Here is a 14,804-nt window from a genome sequence, read left to right as displayed (position 1 = left end):
TTGTTACATGATTCTTTATTATTAATAAAACACTTTTGTTTGCAGGATTTCCATTGCATGCTCAATATCACGTAAATCTTCCTTCGAAGCATTTTGTATACGAGAGAGTAAAAGAGATTCTAAGCTCTTAAAGGATTCACTCATCATGGCTTCTCCTTCCACTGTAAGACGAATGAATTGTTTTCGTCGGTCTGCAGGATCACTCATCTTTTCAATTAAATTTTTTTCGCTTAACTTTTTCAATTCACGACTGGTATTTGGCATCGATATATTCTGACAATCACTAATTTCACTTGGAGTTACGGGCTGACTAACCGTTATATATTCAAGAATTTTATATTGAATTGGTGTGATTGAACCGGATTTTGAGTTTTTTGTTAATTCATGCGTTACTCGGTGCACCGAAGTTATGAATGATACACATTTAGAAAAAAGTACTGAATTGTCCATAAAATTCACCTCTTTTGATAAGATATCAAAAAAGTTGTCAAAATACAATTATCAATTGACAAGTAAAAAGAGCAAGTGTTATGATTTAGTTATCAATTGATAACTAAAAGAGGTGGCCTATGAAGACCCTAATAATTTACACACACCCTAATCACCAAAGTTTATGTTATTCTTTTTTACAAAACGTTATCAAAGGATGTAATGAAAACACAAACATAAAGGAGTTGCAGGTGCTGGATTTATATGAAGAGGGCTTTAATCCTCTCCTGGTATTTAATGAGAATAAAAGAAGACGTGATATGCATCGTGATCCTGACCTAGAAAAGTACAGGAAACAAATATTATGGGCTGATCAACTAGTCCTTGTCTATCCAATTTGGTGGGGGCGACCCCCAGCAATGCTGCTGGGTTACATTGATCAGATGTTTGCATCAAACTTTGCTTATAAAGATAAGAAGGGACTTTTGCCCATGGGGCTGTTAAAAGGAAAGTCAGTAGTATGTATCTCTACCATGAAGGGGCCTGCGAAATATCCTCTTCTTTGGTTAAATAATGCTCATAAAATATTAATGAAAAGAGCTTTATTTCAATTTGTAGGGATTAACAAAGTGAAGTTTTTTGAATTCGGTAAAATGGAGAGCCCTAATGGAAAACAGAAGAAAAAACTAGAAAAGGTTTACCAGTATTTTAAAAAAATAGAGTCAAAACAGGTTCTTTTAAGTTAACGTAAGATGTGGGTTTGTAAGATATTTATGATCAAACTTTATTTTAAAGCTACAATCGTGAAGAAATACCTCTTTAGAAGTTATAATCTAAAGAGGTGTTTTTTTATGTGTATAAGATCAAGGACATTAGTTAGAAGAAATTTTTAAAAGTTTAGCTTTATTCTCAAAATGTTCCATATTCTTGAAGAATAAGAGGAAATAATAGAAAATAAAACAGAGTCCCAATTTATTGGACAACTCAGCAAATGTTAATTTAAGTCTTTGGGAGAAATCATCGTTAGGATATTTAATTGGATAATCATCCACTGAATGTAACGATAAATAGGAGGAAAAATTGTTGAAACCTATATCTATTTTAATAGCGGATGATGAACAGGAGATTGCTGATCTCATAGCCTTACATCTAGAAAAAGAAGGGTATCATGTTATTAAAGTTTCGGATGGACAGGAGGCTGTCCGTGTAGTCGAGACCGGGTCAATTGATTTGTTGATATTGGATATAATGATGCCAAAAATGGATGGATATGAAGTAACTCGGCTCATTCGCGAGCGGCATAATATGCCAATAATATTTTTGAGTGCTAAAACATCTGATTTCGATAAAGTACATGGATTAGTTATTGGAGCAGATGATTATATAACAAAACCATTTACCCCCATTGAATTGGTTGCACGTGTGAATGCTCAATTGCGACGCTTTATGAAGTTGAATCAACCGAAAGTAGATGATCATAAAGTTCTTTTGGAGTTTGGTGAAATAATGATTTCCCCTGATCAACGGACAGTTTTGCATTATGGTGAAAACATCGAGCTAACGCCGAAAGAGTTTGATATTTTGTATTTATTAGCGAGTCATCCAAAGAAAGTTTTTAGTGTAGAAAATATTTTTCAGCAGGTTTGGGGTGATGCATACTTTGAAGGTGGTAATACAGTAATGGTACATATTCGCACCTTGCGGAAAAAACTCGGAGAAGATAAGCGGAAAAATAAGTTAATCAAAACGGTTTGGGGAGTGGGGTATTCATTTAATGGATAAAATTATACGCAGTTTTCGCTCCAAAATCATCGTATTATTTGCTTTAAGTATGACGCTGGCTAGTATGATAACTTACATAATTTTTAAAGGATTACAGCTTTATTATCACACGATGGTTCGTTATGGTGATCCCTTAGCCCAGCTTCGTCGATTCATACAGAGTATTGGAGACGTTAACTTCTTTTTATTTCTATTTATCCCACTTTCGATATTGTTTTTCTATTTACTAACTAAACCCTATTCTACTTATTTTAATGAAATATCAAACGGGATTCATTATCTTGCTAGTGGGAACTTTAAACATCGGGTTTCGATCCAGTCAAATGATGAGTTCGAAGATATTGCTAAAGCAATTAATCTAGCAAGTGAAAAATTAGAAGAAGCTGTACAAAGAGGCGATTTTTCAGAAAACAGTAAAGAACAATTAGTTGTAAATTTGGCACATGATTTGCGTACTCCGCTAACTTCTGTGTTAGGTTATTTAGATTTAATCCTTAAGGATGAGAAGTTAACTAAGGAACAAGTCAAACATTTTTTAACGATTGCCTTTACTAAATCTCAGCGTTTAGAAAAACTGATTGATGAATTATTTGAAATAACTAGAATGAACTATGGCATGTTACCTCTTGAAAAAAGGCAAATTAATTTAAGTGATCTACTTTTTCAACTAAAAGAAGAATTGTACCCTGTTTTTGAGAAAAATAATTTGATCGCTCGAATGAATCTTCTGCCTAATTTACCTATTTTGGGTGATGGTGAGATGTTAGCTCGTGTGTTTGAAAATCTATTAACCAATGCAAATCGATATGGATATGATGGTCAGTTTGTAGATATTAATGGGTTTGTTGATGGGCAAGAAGTGATTGTACAGGTTGTTAATTATGGGGATTGTATTCCTAAGGAGGAACTTCCATATCTTTTTGATATGTTTTATACAGGTGACAAAGCACGAACTCATCAAGAAGATAGCACAGGTCTTGGTTTATTTATTGCAAAGAATATCGTGGAGCAACATAATGGAACAATTACAGCCGAAAGTAGTATAATCCGAACTGTATTTGAAGTTCGATTATCGCAGGAAAGTATCCCAATTGACAAAATTTAAACGTTTCATAAAGAATTTAAGAAAAATTTAAAGTTTACCCTACTTTTTATTTAAAAAGTTTTTCCTATTCTAGAATCAATCAGAATTAGGAGGAACGTGAAAATGAAGAAGTGGGGATTTTTAGTTGCTTTAATAATTTGCCTGATTTTTACATTCGTTAATAAAGAAACGTCGCTTCAAGATAAAGTAGAGATTCAAACATATAAAAAAATTAACAATGACCAATTAGTTAATGGAGAGACTTCTGAAAGTTTTCAAAAGAAGAGCATTACTAAAGAATCGGTCTATAAAGGAAATTTACTCTTAATAAACAAAAAATATCCTGTACACCAGGAAAGTATAAAATCAGATGTTGTAAACTTATTTACTCACAAAGAATTGAAAAATGGATACGAATTGCTTGATACGAAAATTGAATTGTCAGAGGATGTTGCCCGTAAATTTTCGAAGATGATCGTTACTGCTCAAAAAGAAGGGGTTCGTCATTTTACAATTAATAGTGGTTTTCGAGATTTTGATGAGCAAAATGCACTTTATCATGAAATGGGCTCAGACTATGCTTTGCCTGCAGGACGTAGTGAACATAATTTGGGTTTATCACTTGATGTAGGATCTACCGAAATGAAAATGAACGAGGCACCTGAAGGTAAGTGGCTAGAAAAAAATGCTTGGAAATATGGCTTTATCATACGCTATCCAAAGGATAAAACGGCAATTACAGGCATTCAGTATGAACCTTGGCATATTCGCTATGTTGGATTGCCACATAGTGTGATTATGAAGAATAAGAATTTTTCTTTAGAAGAGTATTTGGATTTCTTAAAAAAACAAAAGTCTATTTCTACTACTATAAATGGCCAAAAATTCGAGATATCTTATTACCCTGTTACTAGAAATACGACCATTCATGTGCCTACCAATCTTCGTTATGAAATATCAGGCAACAATATGGATGGTGTGATTGTGACGGTATTTAATAGCTCAACACATACTAAGGAGGATTGATTAGTAGAATGAAAATAATAAAATTAATGAACAAAATTTTTGTTTCAGCACTATTCGTCTTTTATATGTATGCATTAATTAGAGTCATTCTATTTAAATTCAGCTGGAGAGATCTGTCCTTTCTTTGGTATCAACTTCAGACTAATCTCAGGAATCCTGTTAATCTTATAAACGAATTGAAAATGGGAAATCTTATCCCATTTAAAACAATATCCATTAATATTCAGAGTCTATCATCATGGCCTGATTTTAGTAATTTGGTTGGGAATATCGTAGCATTCATCCCATTTGGAATGTTTCTTGTATTTTTATCTAAAAATAGAGGGATATCATTCATTGGCGTATTCATTAGTTCTTTGAGTTTTAGTTTATGCATAGAAAGCTTACAGGTTATTTTTTCGATAGGGATATTTGATGTAGATGATTTAATACTAAATACCTCTGGAGGATTGCTTGGCTATTGTGCGATCAAGCTTTGTGATAATGTTTATAATAAACTTATCGTAAATACTTCAAGCAGTGTCCAAGATAGAGAAATTGTTGATAAACAGGAATTTTAAAATCCTCGATTTAAACAGAAAACGATACTAGAAACGGCAGCTGTATAGTAGCCGTTTTTTTGTTATAAGAACTAATTGCTTTTTTCCTTCAATGTTAGAATATATTGAAGTTGAGGAGTAGACACTAACCTGGGAAATGGATGGAGAAATCAAAATCATAGAAAAACGATTTCTTTTTTGTTATATGTAGAGAGTAAATAATAAAAAAGAAAAAAGTGGAAAAGGGGGATAAGATGACACAGGGAAATGTAAAAAGTGATGCAGGATGGAATTTTGATAATAGTTATTCAAAATTACCGGAATTCTTCTTTGCTACTCAAGACTTAAATCCAGTAAGTTCACCGAAATTAGTTGTTTTAAATAAACCAGTGGCATTATCACTTGGTCTAGATGTTCAATCTCTTCAAAGCGAAGAAAGTGTAAATGTTTTTGCCGGGAATCAAGTGCCAGAAGGTGGATTGCCACTTGCCCAAGCATATGCAGGACATCAGTTTGCACACTTTAATATGCTAGGGGATGGAAGAGCATTATTACTCGGTGAACAAATCACTCCAAAAAACGAGCGATTTGATGTACAACTGAAAGGTTCAGGTAGAACACCTTATTCAAGGGGTGGTGATGGTCGTGCAGCACTTGGCCCGATGCTTCGCGAATACATTATTAGTGAGGCGATGCATGCACTAAAGATACCAACTACACGAAGTCTTGCTGTTGTAACGACAGGTGAACAAATCCAGCGTGAAACTCGATTACCTGGGGCAGTTATGACTCGAATTGCTGCTAGTCATATACGTGTTGGTACGTTTCAGTATGTTTCAAGATGGGGTAGCGTGAATGAACTTCAAGAACTAGCTGATTATACAATCCAAAGGCATTATCCGGAAATTGAACTAAATGATCCAAATCGATATCTTTCATTACTTCAAGGGGTCATTAAGCGCCAAGCTTCCTTAATTATCAAATGGCAATTAGTTGGTTTTATACATGGTGTAATGAACACTGACAATATGACTATTAGCGGTGAAACAATTGACTATGGTCCATGTGCATTCATGGATGCGTACGATCCAGCAACTGTATTTAGCTCTATTGATCTCCGAGGTCGTTATGCATATGGAAATCAACCCAAAATGGCTGGCTGGAATCTTGCTCGATTTGCTGAAACCTTATTACCTTTATTGCATGATGATCAGGAAAAAGCCTTAGAAATAGCACAAGATGCAATATCTGAGTACCCTATAATTTATGTAGATAATTGGATCGCAGGCATGAGGAGAAAATTAGGAATATTTAATGAAGAAGAACAGGATAAGTCATTAATTGATGAGTTACTTGAAATAATGGAAAAGTATAAAGCAGACTATACGAATACGTTTAGAGCATTATCATATGGCAATCAAGATGAACTGCCTTTGTTTACATCAACTGAATTTAAACAGTGGGAGAAGCAGTGGCAGGAGAGATTAAGTAGACAACCAGAATCAAAAGAAGCATCACTTCAATTAATGCGAGACAACAATCCGATTGTAATTCCAAGAAATCATCGCGTAGAAGAAGCTTTAGAAGCAGCGGTAGAGAACGGAGATTATAGCGTGATGGAGAAATTGCTTAAAGCACTTTCTAATCCTTTTATTGAAACGAATGAACAGATAAATTATTGTACACTACCTCCTGATCCCGATCGTCCATATCAGACTTTCTGTGGCACATGATTATATTTTTATATACTTTATAGTACGGATACTACCTTTTTCAAGGGTAGTATTTTATTTTTAAGTAAAACGAGGAACATATTTTTAGTGAATCCGAGCATACACTTTGAATAAATCTCAAAAATTTACTATATTAGAAAAAGTAAATTAAACGTTTTCTGAATTAAAATAAAGAGGGGAACTAAAAACTATTTTCAGACGGATTGCAAGAGCTTGTCTTTCGAGGCGCGGAGTTACCCTATACGGTAATGAGCACCGCTCAACAGGCGAAGTAACGAAGAAAGCGAGCGTTTGGCGGGCAGTCTGAAGAGGGGAAATTTCCCTCTTTTTATATTTAGGCCAGTAGAAAGAAGTGGGGAAGTTGAAGAAGCAACAAATTTATATCATTTTATTTTGTATTATGGTGGTATGGGGATTTAATGTAATTGCGACAAAAGTTCTAGTAGAGAACTTTATGCCAGTTACGATGACAGCTATCCGTGTTTTCACTGCTGGAGTAAGTGTTTTTATTATTTTATTTTTAATAAAAAAAGTTCGTTTGCTTACTAGGAGAGAGTTTGGGTATGTATTTTTTGCGATGCTATTGAATGTAGTTGCACATCATTATTTTTTATCAATCGGTCTTTCCCAAACTTCAGCATCAAACGGGGGCCTAATTCTCGGTATGGGGCCGCTTTTAACAGCTTTATTGTCGGTTTTCTTTTTAGGAAGTGTATTGAATTTTGTTAGAATTTTAGGCGTTTTATTTGGTTTTGCAGGTGTTGCTTTTATTGTTTTCCAGAGCGGTGGAGGTTTTCATGGCGTTTCGCATGGAGATTTTTATGTGTTTTTAGCAATCTTAGCTCAGGCATCTAGCTTTGTTTTAATTAAAAAAGTTTCGAAAACATTAGACCCAAGATTAATGACTGGATATATGCTAGTTATGGGTTCGATTATTTTATTTGGAATTAGTCAAATACTTGAGCCAGGTGGTATGGCTAGTATGGTGCATCATTCAGTAGGAATTTGGGCAGTATTTTTTGCATCAGCAGTTGTTGCAACAGCTATGGGGCATATGCTATATAATTTTGCTCTTGGAAAGGTTGGCACAACAGAGGCGGCAATCTTTTTAAATTTAAATCCATTCTTTTCACTTATTGGTGCGGTATTATTTTTAGGTGAAAAAATTGTTTTAACTCAAGTAGTCGGATTTATTTTAATTTTAATAGGTGTATTATTTGGTTCAGGAGTATATGAAGATGTATCTCGCAAATTTAAAAGGGATAATCAAATCCAAATCTAATTACAAAATAGTATACGGATCATAAGACAATTTACCGATAAGGTGATTGTCTTTTTTTATTTTAAGAAATGATTCTAATTCATCATTTTATGAAAAAAAACTGCCTATTTAGGGCATATTATAAAGTATTCAAGCTATTAGGAAGGACTCATCAAGATGACAATCGACCCAAGAACTCATTCATTAAATGCAGAAACAATGGAGAATGAATTAGAAATACCAAGTTGGTTTATAAAATTAAACAAGTTTAAATCTAATTTAAATAATTTGGACATAGAGTCTCAGTTTTATGAACAATTTTTAACCTTATTAATTAATGAAGAAACAGCGTTAGAGCTGCATTATAAAAATATAAAGTATATTGAAAAGCTAGAGAATGAAATTCAAATAATGGAAGAACGTTATCGAAAAGTAATGCACTCAAAGCTAGGCAGATTAATTCAGTTTTATTGGAAAGCTAAAAGATGGCTTTTTAGAAAGTTAAGAGGTTGGTGAGTCAGTTTTGAACAAATTTGAAATTCAGCAAAGATTAGAAGAAATTGAAAAAATTAAGATCGAAATTTACCAACGAATGAATAAGGAAATCCCGGAAGACTTAATATTTTCTAAATATCATTTTAAAAAATTAATAAACGGTATTAGCGTAATCATCCCGACATACAAGGGTGAAAAAGTAATAAAAAAATGTATTGAATCACTAAAAAATCAAACTTTATCACCAAAATATTTTGAAGTGTTCTTTATTATCAATGGAGAAAAAGATCTAACTGAAGAGATATTGATGAATTTCATTAAGGAACATAATATTAATCATTTCAATATTCTTCATTCAGAAGAAGCTAGTGTTTCTGCTGCAAGAAATATGGGAATTCAACAAGCATCAAAAAAATACATTACATTCTTGGATGACGATGATTATCTTTCACCTAACTTTCTTGAAAAACTATTTGATCATGCTGATGAAGAATCTGTTGTCATTTCACAAGTTGTGGACGTAGATCTAGAAGGTAATAGTAATTCTAACAATCCTGTTAACTCCCAAATTAAAAAAGCATTAGATACTAAAATTTATACTTATACTGATTTAAATAGTGTTTTAACAATGAATGCATGTAAATTAATACCAACAAAAAAAGTAAAAACCCAACGATACGAACTTGGTTTAAAAAGTGGAGAAGATGTAGTGTTTTTTACTAAATTATTTGCTTTGCATCATTTTCACTTGAAGATTGTTCCATTAGAAGAGCAGGCAATTTATTATCGAGTTTTAAGAGATAATTCAGTTTCTAGACGTAAAAATTCATTTGAGTTTAATGTAAAAGAACGTTTGGAAGTCATGAAACATCTTGATGTTTTACTAGGGGAAACGAATAGTCCTACAATTCAACAATTTATTAAAGGAAAAATACACGCTCAATATGGATTTATAGACAGGTATATTAACAATAGCAATGAATTGAGAGAAAAAGTAATTGAAGAAGTAAATAAACACAGTTTCGTCTATTTTCCTTATTTTAAGCTATACAATGGAGAGACGCGTTCTTTAATTATTTCTTATTGTTTCCCACCATATGTTGATACAAGCGGAACTGTAATGGCTAAGCGCATTATTGAGAATAATGAAGTGGTGGACGTAATTTATAATAACATGTCGAAGGTAAGAGAAACCGATTATCGACAAAATGCAATGGTTGATGGTTTTATTAATAATCGAATGGAAATATCATCTGCCAGTAGTTTTAAACAATGGAAATCAATGAAAGACTTTATTAAAAAATCTCTTAAGGAAATTAAATTGAAAGAAAGAAAAAATGGTACATACCATAAAATTTATAGCCGAGCACTATGGCCTGCTTCACACTTTTTAGCATTTGAATATAAAATGAAAAATCCAAAGGCAAAATGGGTTGCAGAATTCTCAGATCCGATCCTATTAGATATTCATGGAAATGAACGGAAGTCCGCAATTATTGATTTAGGGTTTTATAAAAAAGTAAATGCACTTTTAAAGAAAAAAAACTTGCCACTAGCATTAAATAACAATATGTTTTTTTGGTGTGAATACATTGCTTATGCATTTGCAGATGAAATTGTTTTTACAAATGAAAATCAGTTGAAATACATGTCAGAGATGTTCCCGATAAAAGAATTGAAAGAAGTCATTTTAAAGAAAGCTAGAATTTGTAATCAACCGACATTACCGAAACAATATTATCACGTTAAAGCAAGTAAATATCGAATTGATGAGAACAAAGTAAACCTAGGGTACTTTGGAACGTTTTATCAAACGAGGAAATTAAATGAAATAATTGAAGGGCTTAAATTAACGAAACCAGAATTAAGAGATAAAATTAAACTTCATGTTTTCACTTCAGATCCCAAGTCACTTGCAAATGAACTTTCGGGAGAAGTAATTGAAAAACATGTAAAAGTAAACCCATATGTTAACTTTTTAGAGTTTTTAAATTTTACAACAAAATTCGATTGTCTAATTGTGAATGATGCGTTTACGAAGGATTATAAAAATATTAATCCATACTTACCTTCTAAGTTGAGCGATTACAAAGGTAGTGGGAATAATATATGGGGAATTTTTGAAGAAGGTAGTATTCTTAGTAAATTTGAAACAAAATACAAATCAGAGATCGGCGATATTGAAGGTGCTACTAAAGTGTTTGAATCATTAGTTACGGAGAAATTAATTCAAAAATTCAACCAGCTTGATGAAGCATTACCGAATGAGAAATTAATGTAAAAACAAAATAAGCAAAGTTAGTGTTAATAATTTTGTAAAGGGTAGATTCTTCATGATGAAAAAGAGTTTTAATTTGTTAGGACCAATTCTAATCGGATTGGTCTGTAGCTATTTACTGGTTATTTGGTCTCATAATTATTTGTGGAAGAACAATGTAAATCTTTATCAGAATTGGATCATTACGGATTTTTTTAAGTGGAACTTTATGATTGTGGCAGTTGTAGTTTCAATACTAGTAATTGGACTTTCTGTTCTAGGCTTTAATGTTTGGTGGATTTTAATTACGATTGTAGGTTCAATTGGAATTTTCTCATATGCACTATCGGAAAAAATAAAATATACTGGTGAGCCTTTTCATCCAAGTGACTTATTTTTCCTGCGTGACCCAATTGTTTTTTTACAATTTTCAAAGCTTCCATTTCTTCTCAAATGGGGAGGTTTAATTGGAATCATAACATTTCTTTTTTTAGGGACTTTCTTTGCCTATAAAAAATGGAGAAATGCTTCTGCAAGGAAAAATAGTCTGCGTTTTTTACTAATCGTATTACTTGGGGTCTTTTTTACATTTAGTTCAAAAGAAGGCTATGCTTATTTTGTAAAAAACTCAAATGTAAAATATATACCTTGGAATTACGAGACTAGTGTCGAAAGATATGGTATGTATCCAGCATTTTTAGTAACTTATGTAAATAGCAAACGTGAAGAACCTAAAGTATCTAATAAAGTAAAGAATGAGGTTATTAAAGAAATCAAATCTTTCAAACCACTTTCTATACCTAAACAATTACCAGATATTTTAGTGATTCAAAGTGAGGCATACAGTATTCTAGATGACATGAAATTAAAATGGGAGACTGATCCAAATGCACCTCTTCGCTCTATAAATGAAGGGATTCATGGAACGTTAATTAGTAATACATTTGGAGGACGGACGGCTAACGAGGAGTTTGAAGTATTAACTAGTCTAAAATTAAAACGTAAATTTGAAGATCGGACACCATACCAAGAAGGAAAAATGGGGAATAGACTTTCACCTAGTTTCATTCAAGATGTTAGACACTTTGGTATGGATACGATAGCCCTTCATCCATTTAAAACATCATTTTTCAAACGAAAAGAAGTATATCCTAACATAGGATTTAATCAGTTCTTGTCAGAAACAGATTTAACTTCTTGTGAAAAATTCGGTTCCTATCTATCAGACGATTGTAGCTCGAAAAAAGCATTGTCATTAATTAATAAAAAAGGGAGTCAATTTGTATTTTTTGTGACAATGCAAAATCATTTTGATTGGCATAAAGGCCGTTTTCCTGTAGAAAACATGAGAGTTAGTGGAGTACCTATGGATGAGGATTTAAAAGGAAAAGTGGAAAGTTATGCAAGTGGTATTTATAAAAGCGGCAATTCTCTTGTTTCAGTATGGCAGGAAATAAAAAAACGTAAGAATCCTACAATCGTCCTTTTTTATGGTGATCATCGTCCAACATTTGGTGATAAAAAGGCAACATACGAGCAGTGGGGAGCACCAGTGGAGAAGAGTGAAGGAGAAGATTGGTATAATGAAACACCGATGTGGATTTGGAGTAATGACAAAAATACAATGGACAAGATTAGAAACTATTCAAAGCCATTTTTAGAAAAAGGAAATCTTAAATTAGAATCATACGAAATTGCACCTCTTCTAATGAAAGTTCTAACAAACGGTCAGATTGAACATTCATGGTATGAATGGGTACTTCAAAATCATTCAAATGATATATGGGATTGGGTAATCTATGATCGAGTATATGGTGATGGTATTACCTTTAATAGAAAGTAAAAATGGGGCCAAAAGGTCCCTTTTTTATTGGGTAAAAAACTGACTTGTTTTTAACTATTTTTAAAGTATTTACATAAATTGGTCATTCTTGAAAAAAATACAAAAAGAGATAATTATACTAGGAGGTTTGTGATGAGGAAACTAGTTTTCTTAAAAGGTCCTTTAATATTACTAATCGTATTTTTTAGTTTCTTTTGTAATGTTCAACCTAAAAATGTAAATGCGTTTACAAGCCAAGTCCTGCAAATGGGTGCTACAGGAGAAGATGTTATTGAATTACAATCTCGGTTAAAATATAACGGTTATTACACTAGCAAGGTCGATGGGGTGTTTGGCTACAACACATATTGGGCGGTTCGGAATTTCCAAAATAATTTCGGGATGCCTGTCGATGGGGTTGTTGGAGCTAAGACAAAAGCGATGCTCGTAAAAGCTACAAAATATGAAAAAGGTGAAAATGCAGGTGCTGGATCGAATGTTCCGAATGGTTATTCGCAAAATGATATTCAGCTAATGGCTAATGCAGTTTATGGTGAATCGCGTGGAGAACCGTATATCGGACAAGTAGCAGTTGCTGCAGTAATTCTGAATCGCGTTAGCAATCCATCGTTTCCAAATACAGTGTCAGGAGTTATTTTTGAGCCGGGTGCATTTACGGCTGTGTCTGATGGACAAATTTATTTAACACCAAATGAGACGGCCAAAAAAGCTGTTTTAGACGCTGTAAATGGTTGGGATCCGAGTGAAAGTGCACTTTATTATTTTAATCCAGACACAGCGACAAGTGCTTGGATTTGGAGCAGACCACAAATAAAACAAATTGGTAGACATATATTTTGCCGATAAGAAAGGAGTGTTTTAAGTGATTAAGGAAGCTGCTATAGGCGTGTTAGCAATTGGACTTATCGGAACATCATATTGGGGTTATACAGAGCATAAGGCTAAAAACGAAATCAATATCCAAGCAGAAAACAACTATCAACGAGCATTTCATGAACTAACTTATGAATTAGATTTATTACATGATAAAATTGGCGATACTTTAGCAATGAAATCAAAGTCATCCCTCTCTCCAGCACTTGTAGAAGTTTGGGGATTAACTTCTCAAGCTAGATCTAACGTAGGCCAACTTCCTTTGAGGCTATTACCAGTTAATAAAACGGAAGAATTTCTAACAAATATTGGTGATTTTAGTTATCGAACTGCCGTAAGAGATTTAGATAAAGAACCATTGACCCAAAATGAATACGCAACACTGCAAAAGTTATATGATAACTCTGCTGAAATTCAAGGAGAGATTAGAAAAGTTCAGCATATGGTATTTGAGAATAAATTACGTTGGATGGATGTAGAGCTAGCTTATGCAAAAGATCAAAATCCGAAAAATAACGTAATTATTGACGGATTTAAGACAGTGGAAAGGAATGTAATGACCTATTCCGATGCAAATGCAGATCCTTCACTGACAAATTATAAAGTAAATCGTGCTAACCTTTCGAATGTAAAAGGCGAAAAAATAACGACAGAGCAAGCGAAGGACATTGCGAAAAAGTTTCTTGAATTAAATAGTACAGCACAAATAAAAGTTGATCTTACAGGTGAAAAATTAGCAGATCGGTACTATAGCTTAGAAATTAAGGAACCAAAAACAAATAGTGAAATTTATATGGATATTACCGAAAAAGGAGGGTATCCAGTTTGGGTGATTGATAGTCGAAATATTAAGGCGCAAAAAATCGATTTAAATCAGGCTTCTATTAATGGGCTTAAATTTTTAGAACGTAATAAATTCTCTAATATGGAACTAACAGAAAGCTCACAATATGATACGATTGGTGTGTTTACATATGTAACAAAACAGGACGGCGTAAGAATCTATCCTGAATCTGTTACGATGAAAATTGCACTTGATGACGGAAGTACTGTAGGATTTTCATCAAAAAATTACTTAGCAGCATATACAAAACGAACGATTCCAAAGCCGAAAATATCGGTTGAGGAAGCGAGAAATAGTATTAGTTCAAACTTAAAAATAATGGAAGAACGCCAAGCGATCATTTTAAATAAATTGAATCAAGAAGTACTTTGCTATGAATTTGTAGGAACACGTGGTAATGACACATATCAAATATTCGTGAATGCGGATACTGGTGTAGAAGAACAGATTAAAAAATTGAATGTCTTAGTCGAAAACTACGACTGAAGCTCATACTTTTTTAATGATGAGGACTTAAGTATGTAACTTAAGTCCTCTATAGAATTTCAAAGATTTTCCTAATAGTAATGAAGATAAAAAAAGGAAATGGTTTGAGTTAGAACCATTTCCTTTTTCTTGTTACTAGATTTAAAGATGAT

General features: G+C 33.0%; 13 protein-coding genes. 12 read left to right on the top strand and 1 reads right to left on the bottom strand.

What is annotated here, in order from left to right; translation table 11 throughout:
* Window positions 1-21: 21 nt before the first annotated feature.
* Window positions 22-450 (bottom strand): MarR family winged helix-turn-helix transcriptional regulator, encoded by a 429-nt coding sequence (locus tag COE53_RS15225; protein ID WP_069035328.1) that lies wholly within the window; start codon window positions 448-450, stop codon window positions 22-24.
* Window positions 451-569: 119 nt separating this feature from the next.
* On the opposite strand from COE53_RS15225, the gene COE53_RS15220 reads away from it, so the two are divergent.
* The 12 genes from COE53_RS15220 (at window position 570) to ypeB (ending at window position 14,652) form a co-directional block, all read left to right on the top strand.
* Window positions 570-1,175, top strand: coding sequence for an NAD(P)H-dependent oxidoreductase (locus COE53_RS15220; protein WP_069035327.1), 606 nt, complete (start codon window positions 570-572; stop codon window positions 1,173-1,175).
* A gap of 337 nt (window positions 1,176-1,512) precedes the next feature.
* Entirely contained in the window at window positions 1,513-2,211 is a 699-nt protein-coding gene (gene vanR / locus COE53_RS15215) for a vancomycin resistance response regulator transcription factor, VanR-F/VanR-M family (RefSeq protein WP_069035326.1), read from the top strand.
* Window positions 2,204-3,316, top strand: coding sequence for a HAMP domain-containing sensor histidine kinase (locus COE53_RS15210; protein ID WP_098948357.1), 1,113 nt, complete (start codon window positions 2,204-2,206; stop codon window positions 3,314-3,316). The genes vanR and COE53_RS15210 overlap by 8 nt, the downstream gene beginning before the upstream one ends.
* Window positions 3,317-3,418: 102 nt before the next feature.
* Window positions 3,419-4,321 (top strand): VanY-A/VanY-F/VanY-M family D-Ala-D-Ala carboxypeptidase, encoded by a 903-nt coding sequence (vanY, locus tag COE53_RS15205; protein ID WP_098948356.1) that lies wholly within the window; start codon window positions 3,419-3,421, stop codon window positions 4,319-4,321.
* A gap of 8 nt (window positions 4,322-4,329) precedes the next feature.
* Complete coding sequence (locus COE53_RS15200; protein ID WP_098948355.1) at window positions 4,330-4,881, top strand: VanZ family protein; 552 nt, start codon at window positions 4,330-4,332, stop codon at window positions 4,879-4,881.
* A 233-nt stretch (window positions 4,882-5,114) separates the two neighbouring features.
* Window positions 5,115-6,593, top strand: a complete 1,479-nt coding sequence (locus COE53_RS15195) for a protein adenylyltransferase SelO (RefSeq protein WP_069035322.1) — start codon at window positions 5,115-5,117, stop codon at window positions 6,591-6,593.
* Window positions 6,594-6,954: 361 nt separating this feature from the next.
* Complete coding sequence (locus COE53_RS15190; protein WP_091023120.1) at window positions 6,955-7,875, top strand: DMT family transporter; 921 nt, start codon at window positions 6,955-6,957, stop codon at window positions 7,873-7,875.
* Window positions 7,876-8,031: 156 nt separating this feature from the next.
* The gene (locus tag COE53_RS15185) at window positions 8,032-8,370 is read left to right on the top strand and encodes a hypothetical protein (protein ID WP_091023122.1); all 339 of its coding nucleotides are present in this window, start codon (window positions 8,032-8,034) and stop codon (window positions 8,368-8,370) included.
* Window positions 8,371-8,377: 7 nt separating this feature from the next.
* Window positions 8,378-10,630, top strand: a complete 2,253-nt coding sequence (locus tag COE53_RS15180) for a glycosyltransferase (RefSeq protein ID WP_091023124.1) — start codon at window positions 8,378-8,380, stop codon at window positions 10,628-10,630.
* 52 nt (window positions 10,631-10,682) lie between these two features.
* Window positions 10,683-12,449 (top strand): LTA synthase family protein, encoded by a 1,767-nt coding sequence (locus tag COE53_RS15175; RefSeq protein ID WP_084007029.1) that lies wholly within the window; start codon window positions 10,683-10,685, stop codon window positions 12,447-12,449.
* Between the two features lie 129 nt (window positions 12,450-12,578).
* A complete protein-coding gene (gene sleB / locus COE53_RS15170; protein ID WP_084007028.1) occupies window positions 12,579-13,295 on the top strand; it encodes a spore cortex-lytic enzyme in 717 nt (238 codons plus the stop codon).
* Window positions 13,296-13,311: 16 nt separating this feature from the next.
* Window positions 13,312-14,652 (top strand): germination protein YpeB, encoded by a 1,341-nt coding sequence (ypeB, locus tag COE53_RS15165; protein ID WP_069035317.1) that lies wholly within the window; start codon window positions 13,312-13,314, stop codon window positions 14,650-14,652.
* Window positions 14,653-14,804: the final 152 nt, after the last annotated feature.

The sequence above is a fragment of the Bacillus sp. AFS029533 genome, from assembly GCF_002585125.1.
Lineage (GTDB): Bacteria > Bacillota > Bacilli > Bacillales > Bacillaceae_G > Gottfriedia > Gottfriedia luciferensis_B.
The sequence above is the reverse complement of the archived record's forward strand: the minus strand, read 5'-3'. Positions and strand labels throughout refer to the sequence as shown.